The 25726-nt window shown below is 52.9% G+C and carries 24 protein-coding genes and 1 other annotated feature; of the genes, 9 read left to right on the top strand and 15 right to left on the bottom strand.

The features are described 5' to 3' along the window. Positions 1 to 41: 41 nt before the first annotated feature. On the top strand, positions 42 to 1679 hold the full coding sequence (fadK, locus tag OOJ59_RS22555; protein ID WP_160956161.1) for a medium-chain fatty-acid--CoA ligase: 1638 nt from the start codon (positions 42 to 44) through the stop codon (positions 1677 to 1679). A 67-nt stretch (positions 1680 to 1746) separates the two neighbouring features. On the opposite strand, the gene ppsA is transcribed toward fadK, so the two are convergent. Then, positions 1747 to 4125 carry a phosphoenolpyruvate synthase gene (gene ppsA, locus OOJ59_RS22560; protein ID WP_042308787.1) on the bottom strand — a complete coding sequence of 793 codons (2379 nt, stop codon included), beginning with the start codon at positions 4123 to 4125 and terminating at the stop codon, positions 1747 to 1749. Between the two features lie 328 nt (positions 4126 to 4453). Between ppsA and ppsR the strand changes: the two genes are divergently transcribed. The 8 genes from ppsR to OOJ59_RS22600 all read left to right on the top strand — a co-directional run bounded on the left by ppsR (position 4454) and on the right by OOJ59_RS22600 (position 12539). Beyond that, positions 4454 to 5287 carry a posphoenolpyruvate synthetase regulatory kinase/phosphorylase PpsR gene (gene ppsR / locus OOJ59_RS22565; protein WP_038640212.1) on the top strand — a complete coding sequence of 278 codons (834 nt, stop codon included), beginning with the start codon at positions 4454 to 4456 and terminating at the stop codon, positions 5285 to 5287. Positions 5288 to 5412: 125 nt separating this feature from the next. Continuing rightward, positions 5413 to 6459 (top strand): 3-deoxy-7-phosphoheptulonate synthase AroH, encoded by a 1047-nt coding sequence (gene aroH / locus OOJ59_RS22570; RefSeq protein WP_087856695.1) that lies wholly within the window; start codon positions 5413 to 5415, stop codon positions 6457 to 6459. Positions 6460 to 6629: 170 nt separating this feature from the next. Continuing rightward, complete coding sequence (gene hemP / locus OOJ59_RS22575; protein WP_038640207.1) at positions 6630 to 6818, top strand: hemin uptake protein HemP; 189 nt, start codon at positions 6630 to 6632, stop codon at positions 6816 to 6818. A gap of 74 nt (positions 6819 to 6892) precedes the next feature. Then, positions 6893 to 8878, top strand: a complete 1986-nt coding sequence (locus OOJ59_RS22580) for a TonB-dependent hemoglobin/transferrin/lactoferrin family receptor (RefSeq protein WP_160956357.1) — start codon at positions 6893 to 6895, stop codon at positions 8876 to 8878. A gap of 47 nt (positions 8879 to 8925) precedes the next feature. Further along, positions 8926 to 9957 carry a hemin-degrading factor gene (locus tag OOJ59_RS22585; protein ID WP_160956358.1) on the top strand — a complete coding sequence of 344 codons (1032 nt, stop codon included), beginning with the start codon at positions 8926 to 8928 and terminating at the stop codon, positions 9955 to 9957. Further along, positions 9954 to 10775 (top strand): heme/hemin ABC transporter substrate-binding protein, encoded by an 822-nt coding sequence (locus tag OOJ59_RS22590; RefSeq protein WP_268063492.1) that lies wholly within the window; start codon positions 9954 to 9956, stop codon positions 10773 to 10775. Before OOJ59_RS22585 ends, OOJ59_RS22590 begins: the two co-directional genes overlap by 4 nt. Further along, entirely contained in the window at positions 10775 to 11767 is a 993-nt protein-coding gene (locus tag OOJ59_RS22595) for a FecCD family ABC transporter permease (RefSeq protein WP_121528968.1), read from the top strand. The genes OOJ59_RS22590 and OOJ59_RS22595 overlap by 1 nt, the downstream gene beginning before the upstream one ends. Further along, on the top strand, positions 11760 to 12539 hold the full coding sequence (locus tag OOJ59_RS22600; RefSeq protein ID WP_137350530.1) for a heme ABC transporter ATP-binding protein: 780 nt from the start codon (positions 11760 to 11762) through the stop codon (positions 12537 to 12539). Before OOJ59_RS22595 ends, OOJ59_RS22600 begins: the two co-directional genes overlap by 8 nt. Here OOJ59_RS22600 and selO read toward each other — a convergent pair. The 14 genes from selO to thrS form a co-directional block, all read right to left on the bottom strand. Then, positions 12536 to 13978 carry a protein adenylyltransferase SelO gene (gene selO, locus OOJ59_RS22605; protein WP_137347199.1) on the bottom strand — a complete coding sequence of 481 codons (1443 nt, stop codon included), beginning with the start codon at positions 13976 to 13978 and terminating at the stop codon, positions 12536 to 12538. The genes OOJ59_RS22600 and selO overlap by 4 nt on opposite strands. Positions 13979 to 14039: 61 nt before the next feature. Beyond that, a complete protein-coding gene (locus OOJ59_RS22610) occupies positions 14040 to 14753 on the bottom strand; it encodes an EAL domain-containing protein (protein WP_087856700.1) in 714 nt (237 codons plus the stop codon). Positions 14754 to 15071: 318 nt separating this feature from the next. Then, positions 15072 to 15536 carry an NlpC/P60 family protein gene (locus tag OOJ59_RS22615; RefSeq protein ID WP_038640189.1) on the bottom strand — a complete coding sequence of 155 codons (465 nt, stop codon included), beginning with the start codon at positions 15534 to 15536 and terminating at the stop codon, positions 15072 to 15074. A 77-nt stretch (positions 15537 to 15613) separates the two neighbouring features. After that, positions 15614 to 16363: a vitamin B12 ABC transporter ATP-binding protein BtuD gene (gene btuD, locus OOJ59_RS22620; protein WP_137347198.1), complete on the bottom strand. Its 750-nt coding sequence runs from the start codon at positions 16361 to 16363 to the stop codon at positions 15614 to 15616. Then, on the bottom strand, positions 16363 to 16914 hold the full coding sequence (locus tag OOJ59_RS22625; protein WP_038640185.1) for a glutathione peroxidase: 552 nt from the start codon (positions 16912 to 16914) through the stop codon (positions 16363 to 16365). Before OOJ59_RS22625 ends, btuD begins: the two co-directional genes overlap by 1 nt. Before the next feature lie 60 nt (positions 16915 to 16974). After that, positions 16975 to 17955 carry a vitamin B12 ABC transporter permease BtuC gene (gene btuC, locus OOJ59_RS22630; protein WP_042308812.1) on the bottom strand — a complete coding sequence of 327 codons (981 nt, stop codon included), beginning with the start codon at positions 17953 to 17955 and terminating at the stop codon, positions 16975 to 16977. A gap of 155 nt (positions 17956 to 18110) precedes the next feature. After that, positions 18111 to 18410, bottom strand: a complete 300-nt coding sequence (ihfA, locus tag OOJ59_RS22635; RefSeq protein ID WP_003030571.1) for an integration host factor subunit alpha — start codon at positions 18408 to 18410, stop codon at positions 18111 to 18113. 4 nt (positions 18411 to 18414) lie between these two features. Continuing rightward, positions 18415 to 20802, bottom strand: a complete 2388-nt coding sequence (gene pheT, locus OOJ59_RS22640; RefSeq protein WP_137347197.1) for a phenylalanine--tRNA ligase subunit beta — start codon at positions 20800 to 20802, stop codon at positions 18415 to 18417. A 15-nt stretch (positions 20803 to 20817) separates the two neighbouring features. Beyond that, positions 20818 to 21801, bottom strand: a complete 984-nt coding sequence (gene pheS, locus OOJ59_RS22645) for a phenylalanine--tRNA ligase subunit alpha (RefSeq protein ID WP_003832580.1) — start codon at positions 21799 to 21801, stop codon at positions 20818 to 20820. A gap of 165 nt (positions 21802 to 21966) precedes the next feature. After that, positions 21967 to 22091: a sequence feature (Phe leader region), on the bottom strand. Then, a complete protein-coding gene (gene pheM / locus OOJ59_RS22650) occupies positions 22042 to 22086 on the bottom strand; it encodes a pheST operon leader peptide PheM (protein ID WP_001386830.1) in 45 nt (14 codons plus the stop codon). (Overlaps the previous feature by 45 nt.) A 119-nt stretch (positions 22092 to 22210) precedes the next feature. Continuing rightward, positions 22211 to 22567, bottom strand: coding sequence for a 50S ribosomal protein L20 (gene rplT / locus OOJ59_RS22655; RefSeq protein ID WP_003030578.1), 357 nt, complete (start codon positions 22565 to 22567; stop codon positions 22211 to 22213). Between the two features lie 54 nt (positions 22568 to 22621). Next, positions 22622 to 22819, bottom strand: a complete 198-nt coding sequence (gene rpmI, locus OOJ59_RS22660; protein WP_003030583.1) for a 50S ribosomal protein L35 — start codon at positions 22817 to 22819, stop codon at positions 22622 to 22624. A 96-nt stretch (positions 22820 to 22915) separates the two neighbouring features. Beyond that, on the bottom strand, positions 22916 to 23458 hold the full coding sequence (gene infC, locus OOJ59_RS22665; protein ID WP_048997935.1) for a translation initiation factor IF-3: 543 nt from the start codon (positions 23456 to 23458) through the stop codon (positions 22916 to 22918). Positions 23459 to 23461: 3 nt separating this feature from the next. After that, positions 23462 to 25390, bottom strand: coding sequence for a threonine--tRNA ligase (gene thrS / locus OOJ59_RS22670; protein WP_032939806.1), 1929 nt, complete (start codon positions 25388 to 25390; stop codon positions 23462 to 23464). Positions 25391 to 25726 lie beyond the last annotated feature (336 nt).

Here is a 25726-nt window from a genome sequence, read left to right on the forward strand (position 1 = left end):
ATCCGGTCAGACGTATGCCGATATTATCCAGGGAATAACGAATGAGTATCACACTAACGTTTAACGCCGAACGTCGCGATGCCTGGCGACAACAAGGTTTATGGGGAGATGCTTCGCTTGGCGATTACTGGAACCAAACAGCCAGAGCCATGCCGGATAAAATCGCCGTGGTTGATAATCATGGCGCTTCATATACCTACGCCGCACTCGACGGTGCCGCCAGCAGTCTGGCGAGCTGGTTTTTAGCCTGCGGTATTCAACCCGGCGATCGCGTCGCTTTCCAGTTGCCTGGCTGGTGCGAATTTACCATTATTTATCTGGCCTGCCTGAAAACTGGAGCCGTTTCCGTCCCGTTACTACCCGCCTGGCGCGAAGCGGAGTTAGTATGGGTATTAAATAAATGTAAAGCGAAGATTTTTTTCGCACCTACCCTGTTTAAACAAACCCGGCCGGTCGATTTGATCCTCCCCTTACAAACCCAGTTACCGCATCTGCAACAGATTGTTGCCGTGGATAAACTGGCGCCGGCAACCACCTCGCAGGCACTCAGCCAACTGCTTTTAGCACCGCCGTTAAATCAAACGATTAACGTTCACGCGGATGAACTGGCAGCGGTACTGTTTACCTCCGGAACCGAGGGAATGCCGAAAGGCGTAATGTTAACCCACAACAATATCCTTGCCAGCGAACGCGCCTACTGCGCCCGTCTCAATCTCACCTGGCAAGATGTGTTTTTAATGCCCGCGCCGCTTGGACATGCTACCGGTTTTCTGCATGGCGTTACCGCACCGTTTTTAATCGGCGCACGCAGCGTGTTGTTGGATATTTTTACCCCAGACGCCTGTCTCGATCTGCTGGAGCAACAGCACTGCACCTGCGTACTCGGCGCAACGCCATTTGTCTATGACATGTTGTGTCGCATGGAAAAACGCGCCTGCGATCTCTCATCGCTACGCTTTTTTTTATGCGGAGGCACCACCATTCCGCAAAAGATTGCCCGTGACTGCCAACGGCTCGGCATTAAATTGTTAAGCATTTATGGTTCAACGGAGAGCTCGCCGCATGCGCTGGTCAATCTCGATGATTCACCTTCCCGCATGATGACCACCGACGGCTATGCTGCTGCAGGGGTCGAAATTAAAGTCGTCGATGAAGCGCGCAATACCCTGCCTGCAGGAGTAGAAGGTGAAGAGGCCTCGCGTGGCCCCAATGTTTTTATGGGCTACCTCGATGAACCCGAACTGACCGCCCGCGCGCTGGATAAAGAGGGGTGGTATTACAGTGGCGACTTATGCCGAATGGACGACGCGGGATACATCAAAATTACCGGGCGTAAAAAAGATATTATTGTGCGCGGAGGGGAAAATATCAGCAGCCGCGAGGTAGAGGATATTCTATTGCAACATCCACGCATTCATGATGCCTGCGTTGTCGCGATGCCGGACGAACGGTTAGGTGAAAGGTCATGCGCTTATGTGGTACTAAAAGCCCCGCATCATTCGCTGTCGCTGGAATCTGTCGTCGCCTTTTTTAGCCGCAAACGTGTAGCAAAGTATAAATACCCGGAGCATATCGTGGTTGTCGAGAAGTTACCGCGCACAGCGTCCGGCAAGGTACAAAAATACCAGTTGCGTCAGGATATTATTAAACGTTTGAGCATGGAGAGTGTTGCAGGATAAAGTGCCGGATGGCGATGCTAACGCATCTTATCCGGCCTACGTTGAATAGGCCGGATAAGGCATAATGTTACTTGTTCAGTTCAGCCAGGCTCAGCCAGGTCTGTACGACGGTGTCCGGGTTCAGCGACAGACTGTCGATCCCCTCTTCCATCAGCCAGGCCGCGAAGTCTTCGTGGTCAGAAGGTCCCTGACCGCAAATACCCACGTATTTGCCCTGTTTCTTAGCAGCGCGAATCGCCATCGACAGCAGCGCTTTCACCGCGTCGTTACGCTCATCAAACAGTTCAGAAACCACACCCGAGTCACGGTCCAGGCCCAGCGCCAGCTGCGTCATGTCGTTTGAGCCGATGGAGAAGCCATCGAAGTACTCAAGGAACTGTTCTGCCAACAGGGCGTTAGACGGGATCTCGCACATCATGATGATCTTCAGGCCATTCTCGCCGCGTTTCAGCCCCTGGCGCGCCAGCTCTTCAACCACCGCTTTCGCCTGGGCAACGGTACGTACAAACGGTACCATCACTTCAACGTTAGTCAGACCCATATCGTTACGGACACGTTTCACCGCGTCACATTCCAGTGCGAAACAGTCGCGGAAGCTGTCTGAAACGTAACGGCCCGCCCCGCGGAAGCCCAGCATCGGGTTCTCTTCGTGCGGCTCATAACGCTCACCGCCGACCAGGTTAGCATATTCGTTGGACTTAAAGTCCGACATACGCACGATGACGCGTTTCGGATAAAACGCCGCACCCAGCGTCGCGATCCCTTCCGTCAGACGACCAACGTAGAATTCACGCGGAGAGTCGAAACCTTTCATCATGCCGCGGATTTCATTTTGTAGCTCAGGCGTCTGGTCATCAAACTCCAGCAGCGCACGAGGGTGCACGCCGATCATGCGGTTGATAATAAATTCCAGACGCGCAAGGCCGACACCTTCGTTTGGCAGGCAGGCAAAGTCAAAAGCCCGGTCCGGGTTGCCGACATTCATCATTACCTTCAACGGCAGATCCGGCATGGTCTCCACGCTGGAGCTCTTCACGCTGAAATCAAGCATCTCAGCGTAAACATAACCGGTATCGCCTTCGGCACAGGAGACAGTGACCTTCTCACCATCCTTCATGCGCTCGGTGGCATCGCCGCAGCCAACCACGGCAGGGATCCCCAGTTCACGGGCAATGATCGCCGCGTGACAGGTACGGCCGCCACGGTTGGTCACAATCGCCGCCGCTTTCTTCATGATCGGTTCCCAGTCCGGGTCGGTCATATCAGTCACCAGTACGTCGCCGGGTTCAATACGGTTCATTTCGCTGATGTCGTGAATAACTTTGACCGGGCCGGCGCCAATGCGGTGACCGATGGCGCGACCTTCAGCAATAATTTTACCCTGGGCGTGCAGCGTATACCGCTCCATCACCTGCCCGCGAGAACGCACGGTTTCCGGACGAGCCTGAACAATGAACAGCTTGCCGGTATGACCGTCTTTCGCCCATTCGATGTCCATCGGACGACCGTAGTGCTTCTCGATCTGTACCGCCTGCTTCGCCAGTTCCTGCACTTCATCATTGGTCAGAGAGAAAATATCGCGTTGTTCCTGCGGCACATCCTCAATGGTCACCTGCTTACCGTGTTCCTGGGTTGGCGCGTAGACCATACGGATTTTTTTCGATCCCATGGTGCGACGAACGATCGCCGGACGGTTAGCCGCCAGAGTCGGTTTGTGCACGTAGAACTCATCCGGGTTAACGGCACCCTGCACCACCATCTCGCCCAGACCCCATGCGGAAGTGATAAACACTACCTGGTCGAAACCGGATTCGGTATCGATGGAGAACATAACGCCTGAGGACGCAAGGTCAGAGCGCACCATCCGCTGGACGCCAGCAGAAAGCGCCACGCCACGGTGGTCATAGCCCTGGTGAACACGGTAAGAAATCGCGCGGTCGTTAAACAGCGAAGCAAATACGTGTTTGATAGCGACCAGGACAGCATCGAAGCCCTGGACGTTAAGGAAGGTTTCCTGCTGACCAGCAAATGACGCATCTGGCATATCTTCTGCGGTGGCGGAAGAACGCACGGCAAAAGATGCATGGGCATCGTCTGCTGACAGCTGCGCGTAGGCATCGCGGACGGCATTTTCCAGCTCCGGCTGGAAAGGAGTGTCGATAATCCACTGGCGGATTTGTGCCCCGGCTTTCGCAAGCTCGGTAACATCATCAATATCCGTTTTATCCAGCAGCTCATAAATGCGCTGGTTTACACCGCTTTGGTCCAGAAACTGGTTAAACGCATCGGCGGTTGTTGCAAAACCATTCGGTACGGAAACTCCCATACCGGAAAGGTTAGTAATCATTTCACCCAGGGAGGCATTTTTGCCCCCAACTCTGTCTACATCATTCATGCCGAGTTGGTTATACCAAAGCACCAGCGGTGACGAGCCATTGTTGGACATCGAACAATCCTTATATATGAACGAGGTTAGGAAACTCAATTTTGCGTATTTATCTTTGCATATTTACCGCGGCGAAAAAAACGGTGAATCGTTCAAGCAACTTTATTTTTTATTTTTTAAGATTGTTTCCGCATTTGCGCAAACCCGCGAGCGACACGGGATCACCACAAAAACTATCGGTATAAACATTTGTTCCGAAAAATGAAATGTACTTTTCATTAAATATAAAAATAGCGTTTCACTTTATAAAAGTGATGGCGCAATATTCGCTTCTGGCGAATTTTAATTTATGCTTTCAGAGAATTATGTCTGCCCCAGGATGAGCAAAATGGATAATGCTGTTGATCGTCACGTTTTTTATATTTCTGATGGTACGGCCATCACCGCCGAGGTATTGGGCCACGCGGTAATGTCGCAATTTCCGGTCACTATCAACAGCATTACGCTGCCGTTTGTTGAAAACGAGAGCCGCGCGCGCGCGGTTAAAGACCAGATTGACGCCATTTACCAACAAACCGGCGTGCGTCCTCTGGTGTTTTACTCCATCGTCTTGCCGGAAATCCGCTCAATCATTCTGCAAAGCGAGGGGTTTTGTCAGGATATCGTACAGGCGCTGGTCGCTCCATTGCAGCAAGAGATGAAGCTCGACCCAACGCCGATTGCCCATCGTACCCACGGCCTGAATCCCGGCAACCTCAACAAGTACGATGCGCGTATTGCCGCTATTGATTACACCCTTGCCCATGACGATGGTATTTCGTTGCGCAACCTCGATCAGGCGCAGGTGATCCTGCTCGGTGTTTCCCGTTGCGGCAAAACCCCGACCAGTTTGTATCTGGCCATGCAGTTTGGTATCCGCGCGGCCAACTACCCCTTTATTGCCGATGATATGGATAATCTGGTGCTGCCCACATCCCTGAAGCCGCTGCAGCATAAACTGTTCGGTCTGACCATCGACCCCGAACGCCTGGCGGCGATCCGCGAAGAGCGACGAGAGAACAGCCGTTACGCCTCGCTACGCCAGTGTCGGATGGAAGTTGCCGAAGTGGAAGCGCTGTACCGGAAAAATCAGATCCCATGGTTAAACAGTACCAACTATTCGGTAGAAGAGATTGCTACCAAGATCCTCGACATTATGGGGCTGAATCGCCGCATGTACTAGAATGCTAGTGCATTGGTTCAATTTTTTGTTATTATGCTCGCCACCAGGCCGGATGAGTGTGATATTGTGATGCACATCACTTCCCGGTAGTCCTGCCGTTGAAGCAACAATTTCTGAGACAAGTAATGAACAGAACCGATGAACTCCGTACTGCGCGTATTGACAACCTGGTCACTCCAGCAGAGCTTGCGCAGCGGCATCCTGTTTCGTCCTCCGTCGCCCGTCATGTTACGGACTCCCGACGCCGGATAGAAAAAATATTGAATGGCGAAGATCCCCGTTTGCTGGTGATCGTAGGCCCTTGCTCAATTCACGATCTCGATGCCGCCGTGGAATACGCGACGCGCCTGCAGGCCCTGCGCGAAAAGCACCAGACACGTCTGGAAATCGTGATGCGTACCTATTTTGAAAAGCCACGCACCGTCGTGGGCTGGAAAGGCTTAATTTCCGACCCGGACCTGAACGGCAGCTACCGTGTGAACCACGGCATTGAGCTGGCGCGTAAACTGCTGCTGCAGGTCAACGAACTGGGCGTCCCCACGGCCACTGAATTTCTCGATATGGTGACCGGCCAGTTTATTGCTGATTTAATCAGTTGGGGCGCCATTGGCGCGCGCACCACCGAAAGCCAGATCCACCGCGAAATGGCGTCTGCTCTTTCCTGCCCGGTTGGGTTTAAGAACGGGACGGATGGTAATACCCGTATCGCCGTCGATGCGATTCGCGCCTCCCGCGCCAGCCATATGTTCCTCTCCCCGGATAAAACCGGCCAAATGACCATTTATCAGACCAGCGGTAATCCATACGGGCATATCATTATGCGCGGCGGTAAAAAGCCGAATTATTTTGCTGAAGATATTGCCGCCGCCTGCGATACCTTGCACGAATTTTCCCTGCCTGAGCATCTGGTCGTCGATTTCAGCCATGGTAATTGCCAGAAGCAGCATCGCCGTCAGTTGGAAGTGTGTGATGACGTATGCCAGCAAATTCGCAACGGTTCGACGGCGATTGCCGGGATCATGGCGGAAAGTTTCCTGCGTGAAGGCACGCAAAAAATCGTCAGCGGTCAGCCGCTGGTTTACGGTCAGTCGATTACCGACCCGTGCCTGAACTGGGAAGATACTGAACTACTGGTGGACAAACTCGCCTCGGCGGTTGATAGCCGTTTTTAACGCTGTACACCGGGTAACACCACGTTGCCCGGTGGTAATTCTTTGTTTTTTCCTTCATTGTTGTGCAAAAACTGTTCCCGTCACAATTATTTCACAAAAACGCTTGCCGCACATTTGCAGTTTGATGATAATGATTATCATTGTTACATTGATTGCTATTTTTAAACTATATGTCACGTATGGATAACACAACAGCAACGCCTGCAAAAGAAAAAACACCGCCTGCCGTCGCCGCAACCGAGCGTCGCATTGACAGTAAAAGTTTGCTGGGCAAAGAAGGACGCGTGATTATAGAGCACGATGGCCAGCACTACCTGCTGCGCCAGACCCATGCTGGAAAACTCATTCTGACTAAATAAACGACACTTTTCGCCAGCCACCCAGGTGATACCCAGGCAGCCAGCGCTTTTCGATTTTCTAATGGAGAGTTGCTATGCCCCACCTGCACACCGCATCCTTGCGCCCGTCGCTCCTGGCGTTGGCGATTGTCAGTAATCTTCCCGTCGTTGCCTGGGCGGCAGTAGAGGATATGACCGTCACCGCCACCGGTAATCCCCGTAGCGCCTTTGAAGCGCCGATGATGGTCAGCGTTATCGACGCTACTGCACCTGAAAACCAGACAGCCAGCTCGGCAGCCGACCTGTTACGAAAGGTTCCGGGCCTGACCCTTGACGGTACGGGGCGGACAAATGGTCAGGACGTCAATCTGCGCGGCTATGACCGTCGCGGCGTTCTGGTGCTGGTGGATGGCGTTCGCCAGGGAACCGATACCGGGCACCTGAACAGTACCTTCCTCGATCCGGCGCTAATCAAGCGGATTGAAGTGGTGCGCGGCCCTTCCGCACTGTTGTATGGCAGCGGCGCGCTGGGCGGCGTAATCGCCTATGACACTGCGGATGCTAAAGACTTACTGGAGGCGGGTCAGAATAGCGGTTATCGCGTGTTCGGTACCGCGGCTACCGGCGATCACAGCCTCGGTATGGGCGCCAGCGCATTTGGCCGCACCGATACCCTCGACGGGCTGCTGGCCTGGTCCAGTCGCGATCGCGGTAATTTGCGCCAGAGCGACGGCACTACCGCCCCGAACGATGAAGCGATTAACAATATGCTGGCGAAAGGCAGTTGGAAAATTGACAGCGCCCAGACGCTGGCCGGCTCGCTGCGTTATTACAACAATGATGCCCGGGAACCTAAAAACCCACAAACCAGCGCGGCGGATACCACCAGCAACCCGATGACCGATCGCTCAACCATCCAGCGCGATGCGCAACTGACCTACTCCCTCGCCCCGGCGGATAATGACTGGCTAAACGCGGATGCCCGCATCTACTGGTCCGAAGCGCGCATTAATGCACAAAACACGGACAGCACCGGCGAATTTCGCAAGCAGACCACCAAAGGCGGAAAAGTCGACAACCGTAGCCGCCTGTTTACCGATTCATTTGCTTCTCACTTACTGACCTACGGCGGTGAATACTATCGTCAGGAACAACAACCGGGCGGCGCAACCACCGGTTTCCCGCAGGCAAAAATCGATTTTAGCTCCGGCTGGCTACAGGATGAAATCACCCTGCGCGACCTGCCGGTTACGCTGCTGGGGGGTACCCGTTATGATTCTTATCGTGGCAGCAGCGACGGTTATGAAGATGTCGATGCCGACAAATGGTCGTCCCGCGCTGGACTCACCGTTGCGCCTGCCGACTGGCTGATGCTTTTCGGTTCATACGCTCAGGCCTTCCGTGCTCCAACCATGGGCGAGATGTATAACGACGCGAAGCACTTCTCGATTGGCCGTTTTTACACCAATTACTGGGTGCCAAATCCGAACCTGCGTCCGGAAACCAACGAAACACAGGAATACGGATTTGGCCTGCGCTTTGACGATCTGTTGATGGCGAGTGATGCGCTCGAATTTAAAGCCAGCTATTTCGACACCAAAGCCAAAGATTACATCTCCACCAGCGTCGATTTTGCCGCTGCGACGACCATGTCCTATAACGTACCCAACGCCAAAATCTGGGGCTGGGACGTGATGGCGAAATACACCGCCGATCTGTTCAGCCTCGATATGGCCTATAACCGCACGCGGGGTAAAGATACTGACACGGGCGAGTACATTTCCAGCATTAACCCGGACACCGTCACCAGCAAACTGAACGTGCCGGTTGCGCACAGCGGTTTCTCCGTTGGCTGGATAGGTACATTTGCTGACCGCTCAACGCACATCAGCAGCAGCTACGCCAAACAACCCGGCTATGCGGTAAACGACTTCTACGTGAGCTATCAGGGGCAACAGGCGCTAAAAGGCATGACCACCACACTGGTCCTGGGCAACGCCTTCGACAAAGAGTACTGGTCGCCGCAGGGCATTCCGCAGGATGGCCGCAATGGCAAAATTTTCGTGAGTTATCAGTGGTAATCACTTTTCCCCGGTTCGCCGGGGCAGCAATCTGGAAGGAAGAGACAATGAATCACCACACACGCTGGCTGGAACTGAAAAAAGAAAACCCTGGCAAATACGCACGTGACATCGCGGCTATGATGCACATCAGCGAGGCAGAACTGACCTTCGCGCGCGTCGGTCATGACGCCTGGCGTTTACGTGGCGAAGTCCGCGAAATCCTCGGCGCGCTGGAAGCCGTAGGCGAAACCAAATGTATTTGCCGCAACGAATATGCGGTGCATGAGCAGGTCGGCACCTTTACCAACCAGCACCTGAGCGGGCATGCCGGGCTGGTACTCAATCCACGCGCCCTCGATCTGCGTCTGTTCCTGAATCAGTGGGCAAGCGCCTTTCATATCAGAGAAACAACCGCTCACGGCGAGCGTCAGAGCATTCAGTTTTTCGACCATCAGGGTGATGCATTGCTGAAGGTCTATGCCACACAAAATACCCTCGTTGAAGAATGGGCAGCGTTACTGAGCCGTTTCATCTTCACTGAAAACCCGTCACTGGCGCTGCAATCCGCTAAAAACCCTGCTCCTGCTACCGTCACCGTTGATGCACAGGCCGTGGATCAAGAGTGGCGAGCCATGACCGATGTCCACCAGTTCTTCGGTCTGCTGAAACGCCACGATCTCACTCGCCAACAGGCGTTTAATCTGGTAGGCGATGACCTGGCCTGTAAAGTAACCAATGGCGCACTGGCGCAGTTACTCAATACCGCGCGTCAGGATGGCAATGAAATTATGGTGTTTGTGGGTAATCGCGGCTGCGTACAAATTTTTACCGGCGTGATAGAAAAACTGGTACCGATGAAAGGCTGGCTGAATATATTCAATCCAGCATTTACATTACATCTGCTGGAAGAAAGCGTGGCTGAAACGTGGGTAACGCGCAAACCAACCGCCGATGGACACGTTACCAGTCTGGAACTGTTTGCGGCCGATGGCACACAGATTGCCCAACTGTATGGTCAACGTACGGAAGGCGAACCGGAGCAAACGCAATGGCGCGCGCAAATTGACGCACTGACGCCGAAAGGGCTGGCCGCATGAACAAACTGCTGCTCCTGATGGCGTTGCTGCCCGTTACTGCGCTGGCGGTCCCCGAGGACAGAGTCGTTACTCTGGGGGGCGACGTCACCGAAATTGTGTACGCGCTGGGGGCCCAGTCAACGCTTGTGGCGCGAGACAGTACCAGCCAGTGGCCTGAAGCCGCAAACGCCCTGGCTGACGTCGGCTATTTACGCCAGCTTAACGCCGAAGGGATCCTTACCACACGTCCGACGCTGGTCCTTGCCAGTGCGCAGGCGCAGCCTTCTCTGGCGCTAAAACAGGTCGAGCAGAGCAACGTCAGGGTTGTTACGATCCCGGCAAACAACGACCTTAACGCGATTGATGAAAAAATTCGCGTCATTGCCGAGGCGACTCACCGGGAGGCCGACGGCGAAACGTTGCGTGCAACCTTACGTCAGGAGCTGGCGGCGCTCCCGTCATCTGAACTTAACAAACGCGTCCTGTTTATTCTTAATCATGGTGGGATGACCGCCATGGCCGCAGGCCAGCAAACCGGAGCCGATGCAGCTATTCGCGCCGCCGGTTTGCGCAACGCGATGCAGGGGGTTAACCGTTATCAACCTCTTTCACAAGAAGGTGTGATTGCCAGCCAGCCGGACCTGGTGGTGATTTCACGGGAAGGTGTTAAGGCCATGGGTGGCGAGGCGAGCCTGTGGGCGCTGCCGGGGCTGGCGCAAACACCTGCGGGACGGAATAAACAGGTATTGCAGGTTGATGATATGGCTCTGCTTGGCTTCAGTATCCGCACGCCGCAGGCCATTTTGCAACTACGCGCGAAAGCAGAGCAATTGCCCTGATGTCCCGACGAATCACTTGTTCTTTGTGGGTCATGGCGCTAATGCTGGTCGTAATGACAATTTTGGCTACCGGTTTTGGCGCGTTGCGCCTGCCGGTAAGTCAGCTCTGGCGTGATGACAATGAAACTCTGCGTCAAATCTGGCTCACTATTCGCCTGCCCCGTGTTCTGCTGGCGCTGGTGATTGGCGGTTCTCTGGCGCTATCCGGTTGTGTGATGCAGGGACTGTTTCGCAACCCACTTGCCGACCCGGGATTACTCGGAATTAGCAGCGGTGCGGCCTGCGCCGTCGCCCTGTGGGTGGTACTGCCTGTCTCTTTGCCCGCGCTACTGATGCTGTATGCGCCAATGTTGGCTGCATTTGTCGGTGCACTGGCGGCAACCGTGGTGATTTTTATCCTCAGCCAACAGCGCGACGGTTCACTCTCGCGGCTGCTGCTGGTCGGTATTGCGATCAACGCGCTCTGCGGGGCGGCTGTTGGCGTTCTGTCGTGGGTCAGTAATGATGCGCAACTGCGCCAGCTGTCGCTGTGGGGGATGGGAAGTCTGGGCGCTGCGCAATGGTCCACGCTGCTGGCAGTTACCTCGCTGGCTATCCCGACGGTGCTGATCGTCTGGCGTCTGGCTTCGGCCCTGAACCTGCTGCAACTGGGCGAGGAAGAGGCGCATTATCTTGGCGTGAATGTGCGTACAATCCAGCGTATTTTACTGCTTTGCAGCGCCTTGCTGGTAGCCGCAGCGGTGGCAGTAAGCGGCGTAATTGGCTTTATCGGGCTGGTTATCCCGCATTTAATACGTATGTGGCTCGGCGCAGACCATCGGGCCGTTATCCCCGGTTCCGTGCTGGCGGGCGCGTTTTTATTACTGATTGCCGACACGCTGGCCCGCACTTCAGTTGCGCCAGCGGAAATGCCGGTCGGTCTGTTAACCAGTCTGCTCGGCGCCCCATGGTTTTTATGGCTTATTTTTCGTCAGCGAGGATCGCATGGCTGAACATTTCGTTGCTGAAGGACTTCACTATCGCGTGGCGGGCAGGTCGGTGATTGCTGATGTATCGCTTGCCCTCGCAAAAGGTGAACTGGTGGCGCTCATCGGCCCAAACGGTGCGGGGAAATCTACCCTGCTGCGCCTGTTGACCGGTTTTCTCAAACCGATTGCCGGGCGCTGCATGCTGGCGGGCAAAGCGCTGGATGAGTGGCATATGCAGACGCTGTCGCGCCATCGGGCGGTGATGCGTCAGCAAACGCAACTGGGATTTGACTGGCCGGTAGAGGCCGTTATCGCGATGGGCCGTGCGCCCTGGACCCAGCGTTCGGAACCTCGCCTTATCGCGCAGGTGATGGAGATGACCGGATGCGCGCCGTTGGCAGGTCGGCAATACGCCACGCTTTCCGGCGGCGAGCAACAGCGCGTGCAGTTAGCCCGCGCCCTGGCGCAACTCTGGTGCGACGGAGCGCCTCGCGGCTGGTTATTTCTTGATGAACCCACCTCGGCGCTGGATCTTTACCACCAGCAACATCTGCTGCGGTTACTGAAAACGCTTGTCGCTTCAGGAGAGCTGCATGTGTGTATTGTGCTTCACGATTTGAATCTGGCAGCTTTATGGGCTGACAGAATAGTGTTACTGCATAATGGCAGGCTGGCGTCGCAAGGGACGCCGGAGACCGTGTTACGGGCCGATGATCTGATGCGCTGGTACGGTGCTGAGGTTCACGTTGGCCATCATCCGGCCAACGTGTCCCCCCAGGTGTTTCTGGCGCCTTAGCTTGAACAGCTCACTTCCAGCCGTTTGCCCCACTCAGGCGGCCGGCTGACATAGTCATCATCGCGATCGACAAACGGGGTACGCAACGCCTGGTGCAGCCGATGTAGCTCGGCGTAATCTCCCTGCTCCGCCTGACTAATCGCCCGTTGCGCCAGCCAGTTGCGTAAAACCATCGCCGGGTTTGCCGCCTTCATCTGCGTTTGTCTGACATCGTCAACAACGCTGTCCTGTTCCAGGCGCGAGCGATACCGTGTGAACCAGTCGTCAAACGCCGCACGATCCACAAACTCATCGCGTAGCGGAGATAGCGCACTGTGTTGTTCCGTCAGACTGAGCATGCGAAACGTTCGCGTATAGTCGCTTCTTTCTCGCGCCATCAGGCTAAACAGTTCACTCAGCAGCTCGTTATCGTTTTTCTGCTCGCTAAAGAAGCCGAGCTTTTGCCGCATCCGTTGACCGTAACGCGTTAACAGCGCCAGTTGGTAATTGTCCAGCGCATCATTGAGCGCCTCGACCGGGATAAATGGCGACAGGGTTTGTGCCAGACGTTGCAGGTTCCACAGCGCGGCTGCAGGTTGATTATCGAAACTGTATCGTCCCTGATGATCGGAGTGGTTACAGATAAAATCCGGCACGTAGTCATCAAGAAAACCATACGGACCGTAATCCATCGTCAGCCCCAGAATAGACATGTTGTCCGTATTCATAACGCCATGCGCAAACCCTACCGCCTGCCAGTCGGCGATTAAGCTTGCGGTACGCATGACAATATCGCTAAACCACAGCTGATATTTATCGGCTTCTTCCTGCCAATGCGGCCAGTAATGACGAATCGCGAAGTCTGCAAGTTGACGGACTTTCTCCGGCTCGCGACGATAGTAAAAGTGTTCAAAATGGCCAAAGCGCATATGGCTTTGCGCCACGCGAATGAGCATCGCCCCATGCTCTACCGTTTCGCGATATACCGGCGTGTCGCTGGTGACAATCGACAATGCCCGCGTGGTGGGTATTCCCAGATAGTGCATCGCCTCGCTGGCCAGGCTTTCGCGAATGGTTGAACGCAGCACGGCGCGCCCATCCCCCATGCGGGAATAAGGCGTCAGTCCGGCACCCTTCAGGTGCCAGTCAAGCGTCGAGCCATCAGCAAGCTGTTGTTCGCCCAGCAGGATCCCACGTCCGTCACCAAGCTGACCGGCCCAAACGCCGAACTGATGTCCGCTATAAACTTGCGCTAAAGGCGACATCCCGGGAAGCAAGGATTCGCCTCCCCAAACGCCTGAACCCTCTGGAATAGTAAACAGCGCCGCAGGAATAGCCAATTGCTCAGCCAGAGCATCGTTATGCCAGATAAGATGCGCGTTTTTCAGGGGCGTAGGCGAGAGTGCTGTATAGGTTGCTGGTAATTCATCACGCCAGCGGGTGGTAAAAGACAGGGTCATAGGGCCTCCTGTCTCTAGTGTAGACTGTTAATAGCCTGTTAAACACCAGCAAATAAAAGGGTTATATCCTCGATAACGAAATTATCTGCGCGGGCGGTACCGCAGGCCACAGTCCTCCCTGCATGGCGCTGAAACCGAGGGGAAGTACTCGTGCCAACATTTCTTGCGTATCAATACCGCTAATGATGATTGACTCACAGCAGGGTGATATTTGCGCCTGGATAGCGCGCATAAATGGTTCAAATGAAATATGTGCAATCCTTTGTTGAACAAAGTTTTTATCCAACACCACACGTTTGAACAGGCCATCAAAAATTGCCCGCGTTGATATGCCGCCAGCGCCATAATTTTGCAGAATTAATGGAAATCTTGCCGCAAGTGCAGTCAGCGTTGGATTGTCTTTACCCTTGTTTAACTCTGGATAGCTTTCATTAATAGCCAGTTCCAGAAATGAAAATCGTTCAATTTGTGAAGCATATTCAGCGTCTGATAATAAAGTATGAGCAACTGCCGGGGTTAAATTAATCCAGACTGAGACTTTTCGCTGAATAAAAAAATGTTGGCACGTTTCGATTAATTCCAGTTTCTCTGTAAATAAACGACATTGTTCATCGTCCGACATCCGAGGTAAGACCAGCTCGGTTGGTATACGCACATCCCCCTGCAGGCTGGCAAAACTGGTGATGATATCTACGAATTCAAGATCGCCTTTTTCACTTCTCGCAGGAAGAAAAGACAACTCCGATTGATAAAGATTATCCAGTGAAACAATCATCGTACCAGCCCCTCTGCATAGGTGTTATCCGGCATCCTGTAGCAAAGGATGGAGAAATACGTTACTGCTGATGCAAGTAGAGGCTCTTTCATTTGTCCCTTTATAGCCAGTAAATCGAATCCTTTTTTTTAGCTTATCGTGATTATAAGCGAATATCCAGCTTTGCACTTTTTAATATCCCGGCATAAATCATATTTTTAGCAAGATACACTCTTAACACACAGGGTTATTGATCGGCTGGAAGCAGTAATAACAGTTAGCATTCAAATGAAAATGTCGAGGCTGCACAGTCGTTAGCAGCCTCGTCAGTTGTGAGGGTTAAATACGTCGAGCCTGCCAGAAGTTTTTACGCCAGTAGACATTATCCAGTGACGAGCGCATCACTCCGCGGCTGGTTGAGGCATGAATAAATTGATTATTGGTGTCGTAAATGCCGACATGCAGACCACTTTCTCCGGATCCGGTTTTAAAGAAAACCAGATCGCCTGGCAGCAAATCATCTTTATCGATTTCGGTACCAATCTTTGATTGCATGCGCGTGTCGCGCGGGAGCTGTAGATCGAATTTATCCCGCATCGTCATCAAAACAAACCCTGAGCAATCCACCCCGCTACGGCTCATACCACCATAACGATAAGGTGTGCCATGCCAGGTTTGTAGCTGGTCATTAAGACCGGCGATAACGGCGATAGAATCCGACAAATGGGCATTTGGCGCAGGAGCACGATGGCTGCTGCAGCCCGCCAAAAACAATGCTGTGATGAAAAGGAGCCAAAAGCGCATTCAGGACGAATCCTCTGGATTTTATTTTTATGCCAATTTAGCGTGGAAATTACAGGATTTTCAAGAACCCATTTAACTTAAGTGGTTGATATGAGCATTCTGTGGCCTTCGATATCCAAACGACGGAAGTTCACGCCGTAAGCCGCAGACAGATTAGCTGGTGTCAGGACCATATCACGTGAGCCACTGGCAAGCAGCTTCCCACGTTTGAGCAACCAGGCCTTATGCGCATGGCGCAAGGTATGATTGAGGTCATGGCTGCTCATCACAATCGCTATTCCCTGCAAACACAGCTGGCCCAACAACCTGTCCAGGGCGTTTTGTTGCGCGACGTCCAGGCTGTTCATCGGCTCATCCAACAGTAAAAGCTGACCGAATGGATTAGCTTGCGGGCAAATTTGCAAAATAACGGCCGCCAGGCGCACACGCTGCCACTCACCGCCGGAGAGTTGATTAACGCCACGCCCCAGCTTATCCCCCAGACCAAGCGCATCGGCGACCTCCTGTAACAGATCGGCACGCGCTTTGTCGGGTTGATGCAGCGTCAGAAAATGCCAGACCGGCATGGCAAAAGGCGGGTTTTGCTGTTGCGCAAGATAAGCACGATATTGCGCCAGCTTTGCTGCCGGCCACTCTTCAAGCGGCATGTCGCCGAAGGTGATGCTGCCCTCCCCGGTCGTCAAACCCGCCATACGCGCCAACAGCGTACTTTTCCCCGCACCGTTAGGCCCCACCAAATGCAGGATTTCCCCTGCTTTTATTTCACCAGAAAGCGGGCCGAGCCGGGTCGATTCCGCTACATCCTGTAGCTGCATCAATCGAGACATTAGTTTGCCAGCGCCTTCTTGATGCTTTGCACCAGCATCGGATCCTCAGGCGTCATATCCGGAGAGAATCGTTGCAGTACTTGCCCATCCCGTCCCACTAAAAACTTCTCAAAGTTCCACAGGATATCGTCCGGGTAGAGCGGCGCCCGGCCTTTACTGGCCATACGTTCATAGAATCCACTGTCTGCTGGCGCCACAGCCGTTGGCGCGGCATCAATCAGCTTCTGATACAGCGGATGACGCCCCTCGCCGTTGACGTCAATCTTGCTGAACATCGGGAAGGTAACGCCCCAGGTCATACTGCAGTACGTTTTTATTTCATCTTCGCTGCCCGGTTCCTGGCCCAGAAACTGATTGCAGGGAAAACCAAGCACATTGAAGCCCTGCTGATGCCAGGCTTTCTGCAGGTTCTCCAGTTGTTCGTATTGCGGCGTCAGTCCACATTTTGAAGCAACGTTGACGATTAACAGTACATTGCCGGAATACGGTTGCAGCGTAGTCGCCTCGCCGTCAATGGTCGTCACTTCGGTATTGAGGATAGTGTCTTGCATAGCATCTCCAGAACAACAGGTTGATTTTCAGTTTTTAATCATAGACCGAACCAACGCTTTCTAGCGCGCGGCTTTCAACAATAGCCAGATAAATACCGGTGCTCCCATGGTAGCCGTCACCACGCCGATGGGCAGTTCAGCCGAAGCCAACACCAAACGCGCGACAACATCAGCAAACAATAATGCGATTGCGCCAGCCAACGCGCAGCCAGGCAGGAGAACACGGTGATCGGTTAAACCACACAACCGCAAAATGTGGGGGATAACCAATCCAATAAAACCAATCGCACCCGCCAGAGCCACGCTTACGCCGACCATCCATCCTGTGGCGACCACCAGCAGATTGCGCCAGAACCATAATGGTAACCCCAGTTGGCGCGCAGAAGTTTCCCCCAGCGCCAGCATATTCATCGGCTGAGACTGACAGCAGATCCATATCAGTACGGGGATCAACGCCACCATCAGCCAGGCCTGATGCCAGTCGACGCCGCCAAAGCCCCCCATCATCCAGTACATCAGTTGTCGTAAGTCAAAAGAGGTGGAAAAATAGATGGCCCACGTCATCAACGCGCTACAGATAATGCCCAGCGCCACTCCCGCCAGCAGCAAGCGACTGGTAGACAAATGACGACGGGCAAAGCGTAACAGAATGAGAGTAATAATCAGCGCCCCGGCGATGGCACATAAGCCCAACGCCCAGCCGGGAAGCTGCCCCTGCCCGAGCAGCACAGCAGCAATGAGTCCTACACCTGCGCCGTTAGACACGCCCAGTAGACCCGGTTCCGCGAGTGGATTTTCAAAGAGGGCCTGCATTACCGCACCGGATAAAGCCAACGCAGCGCCTACCAGCAAAACGGCGAGGGTACGAGGAAAGCGGATTTGCCAGACGAACAGATCGCCGCGGGCGCTGAACCAGTCGCCGGGAGCGATCCACTGTTCTCCTGCGCACAGGCTTAAAATCGTTGCCAGTAACATCAGCACTGACAGTGACAGTATCCAGCGCACGTTTCGTCGCTGCTGTTGATGGGCGAAAGTCAGCATGTTTTCCATTCTGCTGAAAAGAGATGGGGGTGATTTTACGGTGCTGTTTCGGTAGTGAAAAGGAAAAAGGCCGCAGAGCGGCCTTTTTAGTTATATACGTCATGCTTTACGCTGCCGCTTTGATGGCAACGCAAGTGGTTTAACGAATCGTTAAATCACTCTTCTTTGGGCGTTGCGTTTTCAACCCGACTTTTTAACTTCTGTCCGGGTCTGAAGGTCACCACGCGCCGTGCTGTAATGGGAATATCTTCGCCCGTTTTCGGGTTACGTCCCGGACGTTGATTCTTATCACGCAGATCGAAGTTACCAAAACCAGAGAGTTTTACCTGCTCACCATTTTCCAGAGCACGACGAATCTCTTCGAAAAACAGCTCGACCAGTTCTTTGGCATCCCGCTTGCTAAGCCCAAGCTTATCAAACAGATATTCTGACATTTCAGCTTTTGTAAGCGCCATAGGTTCAATCCCTCAATGATGCCTGGAATCGCTCTTTTAATGCCTCTACACATTTGGCGACGGTAGCGGCAATCTCCTCTTCTTCAAGTGTACGGCTGGTATCCTGAAGGATCAGGCTGATAGCGAGGCTCTTATAGCCCTCCGCAACACCCTTACCGCGGTACACGTCAAATAAGTTTACGCCAACTACCTGATTTACGCCAACTTTCTTACACTCGGATAAAATATCCGCAGCGGGAACGTTTTCTGCCACAACGACTGCGATGTCGCGACGGTTCGCTGGGAAGCGAGAAACTTCACGCGCCTGAGGCACCACGCGGTCTGCGAGCTTGTTCCACTCCAGTTCAAACACCAGAGTGCGACCGTTCAGATCCAGTTTACGTTCCAGCTCAGGATGAACAACCCCAATGAAACCAATACGTTCACCTTTCAGATAAATCGCCGCAGACTGACCCGGATGCAGTGCTGGATTCGCTTCAGCTTTGAACTGAATGTCCGCCAGTTTGCCGGTCAAGTCGAGAACCGCTTCCAGATCGCCTTTCAAATCATAGAAATCAACGGTCTCTTTTGCCAGATTCCAGTGTTCATCATGACGATTACCGCAGATCACGCCTGCCAGCATCAGATCCTGACGGATCCCGAGGTTGGCCTGCGTATCCGGTACGAAACGTAAACCCGTTTCAAAAATACGCACCCGGTTCTGCTGACGGTTCTGGTTATACACCACCGTTGACAGCAAACCGGTCCACAGCGACAAGCGCATTGCCGACATATCAACAGAAATTGGGCTTGGCAGCAGCAGCGATTCTTCACCCGGATGCAGCAATGCCTGAATTTTCGGGTCGACAAAGCTGTAGGTGATAACTTCCTGGTAGCCTTTGTCATTCAGCATGGTTTTTACACGTTTCAGCGATAAATCCGCTTCACGATGCGTACCCATGATCAGACCTGCCTGAATTGGCGTATTCGGGATATTGTCATAACCGTAAACGCGGGCAACTTCTTCGACCAGGTCTTCTTCGATTTCCATATCGAAACGCCAGCTCGGCGCTACCGCTTTCCACTCATCCTGACCTTCCGTGACGTCACAACCCAGACGACGCAGAATATCACTCACCTGGTCATCAGCAATATGGTGTCCGATCAGACGATCCAGTTTGCTGCGGCGCAGCGTAATGGTCGCGCGTTTTGGCAGCGTCGCTTCGTTGGTTACATCAATAACTGGACCGGCTTCACCGCCGCAGATATCAATCAGCAAACGGGTTGCACGCTCCATCGCTTTGTACTGCAGCGCAGGATCGACACCACGCTCATAGCGGTGAGAAGCATCGGTGTGCAGGCCATGACGACGTGCGCGACCGGTAATAGACAACGGACTGAAGAACGCGCATTCCAGCAGGACGTTTTGCGTTTCATCATTCACGCCGGAATGTTCGCCACCAAAGATGCCGCCCATGGCCAGCGCTTTGTTATGGTCGGCAATCACCAGCGTATCCGCATGCAGTTTAGCTTCGCTGCCGTCCAGCAGAACCAGGGTTTCCCCCTCTTTTGCCATCCGGACAACAATCCCGCCTTCAATGCGGTCTTTGTCGAACGCGTGCATCGGCTGACCCAGTTCGAGCAGCACATAGTTCGTTACGTCAACCACGGCATCGATAGAGCGGATGCCGCAGCGACGCAGTTTTTCTTTCATCCACAGCGGGGTTGGCGCTTTAACGTTGATGCCTTTCACCACGCGCCCCAGATAGCGTGGGCAGGCTTCCACCGCGTCGACCTGAATCGGCAGGACATCGCTAATGGTTGCGGCTACTGGCGCCATTTCCGGTTCAACCAGCGGAGCCTGGTTCAGTACGGCAACATCACGTGCCACGCCGATGATACCCAGGCAGTCGGCGCGGTTCGGCGTAACGCTGATTTCGATAGTGTTGTCGTCAAGCTTCAGGTATTCGCGGATATCGGTGCCAATTGGCGCATCGGCGGGCAGTTCGATAATGCCGCTATGGTCGTCGGAAATACCCAGCTCGGAGAACGAGCACAGCATGCCTTCAGACGGTTCACCGCGCAGTTTCGCTGCTTTAATTTTAAAGTCGCCTGGCAGTACGGCGCCCACGGTTGCCACCGCCACTTTCAAGCCCTGACGGCAGTTCGGCGCGCCACAGACGATATCCAACAGGCGGTCACCGCCTACATTCACTTTGGTAACGCGCAGTTTGTCAGCGTTCGGGTGCTGAGCGCACTCAACCACTTCACCCACCACAACGCCGTTGAACGCGCCCGAAACAGGTTCCACACCGTCAACTTCCAGACCCGCCATCGTGATTTGGTTTGACAGCGCATCGCTATCAATCGCCGGGTTTACCCATTCGCGTAACCACAGTTCACTGAATTTCATTGTTTTATCCTGCCTTTATTTAAACTGTTTGAGGAAACGCAGATCGTTTTCGAAGAAAGAACGCAGATCGGTCACGCCATAACGCAGCATGGTCAGACGCTCCATACCCATACCGAATGCAAAGCCGGAGTAGATTTCCGGATCGATACCCACGTTGCGCAGCACGTTCGGGTGAACCATCCCGCAGCCCAGCACTTCCAGCCATTTGCCATTTTTGCCCATCACATCAACTTCCGCAGAAGGTTCGGTGAACGGGAAGTAAGAAGGACGGAAGCGAACCTGCAGGTCTTCTTCAAAGAAGTTGCGCAGGAAATCGTGCAGCGTACCTTTCAGGTTGGTGAAGTTGATGTTGGTATCAACAATCAGCCCTTCCATCTGATGGAACATTGGGGTGTGCGTCTGATCGTAATCGTTACGGTATACGCGCCCAGGGGCGATGATACGGATCGGCGGCTGTTTTTCTTTCATGGTGCGGATCTGCACGCCGGAAGTCTGCGTACGCAGCAGACGGGTCGCGTCAAACCAGAAAGTGTCGTGATCAGCACGCGCCGGGTGATGGCCTGGAATATTCAGTGCGTCGAAGTTATGATAGTCATCTTCGATTTCCGGACCGGTCGCCACGGTAAAGCCCAGCTCACCGAAGAAGCTTTCAATACGATCGATAGTACGTGTTACCGGATGCAGACCGCCATTTTCAATACGACGTCCCGGCAGAGAGATATCGATCGTTTCTTCAGCCAGACGGGCATTCAGCGCAGCACTTTCTAATTCGGCTTTACGTGCGTTCAGCGCTTGCTGTACCTGCTCTTTAGCTTCGTTTATCACCGCACCTGCTGCCGGACGCTCTTCTGGCGGCAGCTCGCGCAGGGTTGTCATTTGAAGGGTCAAGTGCCCTTTCTTGCCCAAATATTCGACGCGGACATTGTCTAACGCGGCAACATCTGAAGCCTGGTTAATGGCGGCCGTTGCACTGGCAACCAGCTCTGCGAGATGTGACATGGTTTTCCTCGTTATGTGGCGATATTCACTAGTCGCTCGTCTATACGCAAAATCATTCAAGTTGTATCAAGGCGGCAAAAGAGCAAATCCTCAGGAGCGTACATCAGTACGTGACTGAGGTGAGCGAATGCAGCCAACACAGAGACAACTTGAAGGATGACGCGTATAAAAAAAGCCTCCACCAGGGAGGCTTTTAGGCGCTGTTTTCCGTTTCTTCTTTCACGCGCAAGCCTCCTGGATTCAGGTGCTAAAGTAAAAGAAGAAGCGGAAAATAGCAGCATTCATGCTTGCATTACCTTATGTGGTAAAAACCGGACAACCTTTATTGAAAAGGCTTACGGGTAAAATGTCAACTAATTGATTGCGCTACAATAAAAGAGAGGGAGCCAGGCTCCCTCTTTTCACCGGCTTATGCCAGAGCTGCTTTCGCTTTTTCGACCAGAGCGGTGAACGCTACTTTGTCGAATACTGCGATGTCAGCCAGGATCTTACGGTCGATTTCAACAGAGGCTTTTTTCAGGCCGTTGATGAATTTGCTGTAAGAAATACCGTTCTGACGTGCTGCTGCGTTGATACGCGCAATCCACAGTTGACGGAACTGACGCTTTTTCTGACGACGGTCACGATAAGCGTACTGACCAGCTTTGATAACAGCCTGGAAGGCAACGCGGTATACGCGAGAACGCGCACCGTAGTAGCCTTTAGCTTGTTTCAAAATTTTCTTGTGACGTGCACGGGCAACTACACCACGTTTTACGCGAGCCATATGTGCTCTCCTGTATCTATATTCTTAGTAAAAAATTAATTAAACGTTAACGGCTTATGCGTACGGCAGGCACGCGATAACCAGACCCAGATCGCCTTTAGAAACCAGGCCTTTTGGACGCAGGTGACGTTTACGCTTAGTAGATTTTTTGGTCAGAATATGACGCAGGTTTGCGTGCTTACGCTTAAATCCACCACCACCGGTTTTTTTGAAGCGCTTAGCAGCACCGCGTACGGTCTTAATTTTTGGCATTTTAATAACTTCCACTTCGCATTGTTAATAAACGAAACGTAGGCGAACAACGGCTGTGGAACCCGCAGGCTCCACAGACATTGCTACTTGAAGGCCTTACTGTTTCTTCTTAGGAGCGAGCACCATGATCATCTGACGGCCTTCGATCTTCGTAGGGAAGGATTCGACTACTGCCAGTTCACTCAGATCGTCACGGACGCGGTTGAGCACTTCCATACCGATCTGTTGGTGGGCCATCTCACGGCCGCGAAAACGCAGCGTGATCTTAGCCTTATCGCCATCTTCCAGAAAGCGTACCAGGCTGCGGAGTTTTACCTGGTAATCGCCATCGTCGGTACCAGGACGGAATTTAATTTCCTTAACCTGGATAACTTTTTGCTTTTTCTTCTGTTCCTTAGAAGACTTACTCTTTTCATAAAGGAACTTGCCGTAGTCCATAATACGACAAACTGGCGGTTCGGCGTTAGGGCTGATTTCAACTAAATCTACTCCAGCTTCTTCAGCTTTTTCGATTGCTTCTCTCAGACTCACAATACCCAAAGCTTCGCCTTCCAGACCTGTTAAGCGAACTTCCAGGGCGCGAATCTCGCCATTAATACGATTCGGACGTGCCGTTTGAACTCGTTTTCCGCCTTTAATACCTTATTCCTCCAGTTGTTGAAGACTGCGGCTGCGAATCTCTTGTTGCAGCTTCTCAATCACTTCATTTACGTCCAGGCTGCCCAAGTCTTTGCCACGACGGGTGCGCACGGCAACTTTGCCTGCTTCAACCTCTTTGTCGCCACAGACCAACATGTAAGGGACACGACGTAAAGTGTGCTCGCGGATTTTAAAGCCAATCTTCTCATTTCTCAAGTCTGCTTTTACACGAATGCCCGCATTTTGTAGTTTCTGCGTTAATTCGTTTACGTATTCAGACTGAGAATCGGTAATGTTCATGACCACAACCTGAACCGGCGCAAGCCAGGTCGGGAAGAAGCCAGCAAACTCTTCGGTCAGAATACCGATGAAACGTTCCATCGACCCAAGAATTGCGCGGTGAATCATAACCGGCACCTGACGCTCGTTGTTTTCGCCAACATAAGAGGCGCTTAAACGGGACGGCAGAGAGAAGTCCAGCTGTACAGTACCGCACTGCCATGCACGATCGAGGCAGTCATACAGGGTAAATTCAATTTTCGGACCGTAGAATGCGCCCTCACCCAGTTGGAACTCAAACGGGATGTTGTTTTCTTCCAACGCAACGGCCAGGTCAGCTTCAGCACGGTCCCACATTTCATCGCTACCGATACGTTTTTCGGGGCGAGTGGACAGTTTGACGACGATCTTCTCGAAGCCAAAGGTGCTGTACATATCGTAGACCATACGAATACAAGCGTTAACTTCATCACGGATCTGTTCTTCAGTACAGAAGATATGCGCATCATCCTGAGTGAAGCCACGAACGCGCATCAGACCGTGCAGCGCGCCTGACGGCTCGTTACGGTGGCAGCTACCAAACTCAGCCATACGCAGCGGCAGATCGCGATAAGATTTCAGACCCTGATTAAAGATCTGTACGTGGCCCGGGCAGTTCATGGGCTTAATGCAGTATTCACGGTTCTCTGAAGACGTCGTGAACATCGCATCTTTGTAGTTATCCCAGTGACCTGTTTTTTCCCACAGCACGCGGTCCATCATGAACGGACCTTTAACTTCCTGATACTGATATTCTTTCAGTTTCGAACGAACGAAGACTTCCAGTTCACGGAAGATAGTCCAGCCATCATTGTGCCAGAACACCATACCCGGCGCTTCTTCCTGCATATGGTACAGGTCAAGCTGTTTACCGATTTTACGGTGATCGCGTTTGGCGGCTTCTTCCAGACGTTGCAGGTAGGCGTTGAGGGCTTTTTTATCTGCCCATGCAGTACCATAAATACGCTGCAGCATCTTATTATTGCTGTCGCCACGCCAGTATGCCCCTGCGGTCTTCATCAGTTTGAAGTGATGGCAGAAACGCATGTTCGGCACGTGCGGGCCACGGCACATATCGACATATTCTTCATGATGGTACAAGCCAGGCTTGTCATCATGGGCAATGTTTTCATCAAGAATAGAGACTTTATAGGTCTCGCCACGCTTCACGAAGGTTTCACGCGCTTCGTACCAGCTGACTTTCTTCTTAATGACATCGTAGTTTTTCTCAGCGAGCTCGTGCATCCGCTTCTCGAGCGCGTCGACGTCTTCCTGGGTTAACGTACGGTCAAGATCGATATCGTAGTAAAAACCGTTGTCAACAACCGGTCCGATCGCCATTTTGGTGTGCGGCCAGAGTTGTTTGATCGCGTGTCCTAACAGGTGCGCACAGGAGTGACGAATGATCTCCAGACCTTCTTCATCCTTCGCGGTGATGATGGAGAGCTTCGCATCATGTTCAATCAGATCGGAAGCATCTACCAGCTCACCGTTAACACGGCCAGCAATCGTGGCTTTCGCCAGACCTGGACCGATGTCCAGCGCAACATCCATGGGGCTTACAGCGTGGTCGTAATGGCGTTGGCTGCCATCAGGAAGAGTAATAACAGGCATGTTATATCCTTATTTGCAGTGGTGCCCCACACGTAAGAGCACATACAAAATCAAATTATTTAAAAATATCATCTAGTTAAATGCGTTTCTGAGCTTTACTCTGCTAAGTGTGTACATTGTGGTGTACATAATCCAAAATGTACCCGCATTAACTACCTGATACCGAGTTGTCAGTGTACACGCCGAGACCATGTCAGAAAAGGGTGAATTGCTTAAGATAATGATCACCCTCACCTATTACCGGGAAATGATGCAGTGGTGGGCAGACTGGCTTGATGAGAAAGTATCATAGGAAAGCAGCACAAAGCCTTGCAAACCGATGCAAAGCTTTGTGTA

Origin of the sequence: Citrobacter sp. W9, from assembly GCF_026719375.1 — a bacterium.
Lineage (GTDB): Bacteria > Pseudomonadota > Gammaproteobacteria > Enterobacterales > Enterobacteriaceae > Citrobacter > Citrobacter werkmanii.

Bases quoted from the DNA above. Each gene is read 5' to 3' on its own strand.
- pheT (WP_137347197.1), bottom strand. From the start codon at position 20,802: ATGAAATTCAGTGAACTGTGGTTACGCGAATGGGTAAACCCGGCGATT.
- OOJ59_RS22580 (WP_160956357.1), top strand. From the start codon at position 6,893: ATGCCCCACCTGCACACCGCATCCTTGCGCCCGTCGCTCCTGGCGTTG.
- rpmI (WP_003030583.1), bottom strand. From the start codon at position 22,819: ATGCCAAAAATTAAGACCGTACGCGGTGCTGCTAAGCGCTTCAAAAAA.
- ppsA (WP_042308787.1), bottom strand. From the start codon at position 4,125: ATGTCCAACAATGGCTCGTCACCGCTGGTGCTTTGGTATAACCAACTC.
- btuC (WP_042308812.1), bottom strand. From the start codon at position 17,955: ATGCTGACTTTCGCCCATCAACAGCAGCGACGAAACGTGCGCTGGATA.
- btuD (WP_137347198.1), bottom strand. From the start codon at position 16,363: ATGTCTCGATTGATGCAGCTACAGGATGTAGCGGAATCGACCCGGCTC.
- OOJ59_RS22590 (WP_268063492.1), top strand. From the start codon at position 9,954: ATGAACAAACTGCTGCTCCTGATGGCGTTGCTGCCCGTTACTGCGCTG.
- selO (WP_137347199.1), bottom strand. From the start codon at position 13,978: ATGACCCTGTCTTTTACCACCCGCTGGCGTGATGAATTACCAGCAACC.
- OOJ59_RS22585 (WP_160956358.1), top strand. From the start codon at position 8,926: ATGAATCACCACACACGCTGGCTGGAACTGAAAAAAGAAAACCCTGGC.
- OOJ59_RS22610 (WP_087856700.1), bottom strand. From the start codon at position 14,753: ATGATTGTTTCACTGGATAATCTTTATCAATCGGAGTTGTCTTTTCTT.
- thrS (WP_032939806.1), bottom strand. From the start codon at position 25,390: ATGCCTGTTATTACTCTTCCTGATGGCAGCCAACGCCATTACGACCAC.
- ihfA (WP_003030571.1), bottom strand. From the start codon at position 18,410: ATGGCGCTTACAAAAGCTGAAATGTCAGAATATCTGTTTGATAAGCTT.
- OOJ59_RS22600 (WP_137350530.1), top strand. From the start codon at position 11,760: ATGGCTGAACATTTCGTTGCTGAAGGACTTCACTATCGCGTGGCGGGC.
- aroH (WP_087856695.1), top strand. From the start codon at position 5,413: ATGAACAGAACCGATGAACTCCGTACTGCGCGTATTGACAACCTGGTC.
- pheS (WP_003832580.1), bottom strand. From the start codon at position 21,801: ATGTCACATCTCGCAGAGCTGGTTGCCAGTGCAACGGCCGCCATTAAC.
- rplT (WP_003030578.1), bottom strand. From the start codon at position 22,567: ATGGCTCGCGTAAAACGTGGTGTAGTTGCCCGTGCACGTCACAAGAAA.
- hemP (WP_038640207.1), top strand. From the start codon at position 6,630: ATGTCACGTATGGATAACACAACAGCAACGCCTGCAAAAGAAAAAACA.
- OOJ59_RS22595 (WP_121528968.1), top strand. From the start codon at position 10,775: ATGTCCCGACGAATCACTTGTTCTTTGTGGGTCATGGCGCTAATGCTG.
- OOJ59_RS22625 (WP_038640185.1), bottom strand. From the start codon at position 16,914: ATGCAAGACACTATCCTCAATACCGAAGTGACGACCATTGACGGCGAG.
- ppsR (WP_038640212.1), top strand. From the start codon at position 4,454: ATGGATAATGCTGTTGATCGTCACGTTTTTTATATTTCTGATGGTACG.
- fadK (WP_160956161.1), top strand. From the start codon at position 42: ATGAGTATCACACTAACGTTTAACGCCGAACGTCGCGATGCCTGGCGA.
- OOJ59_RS22615 (WP_038640189.1), bottom strand. From the start codon at position 15,536: ATGCGCTTTTGGCTCCTTTTCATCACAGCATTGTTTTTGGCGGGCTGC.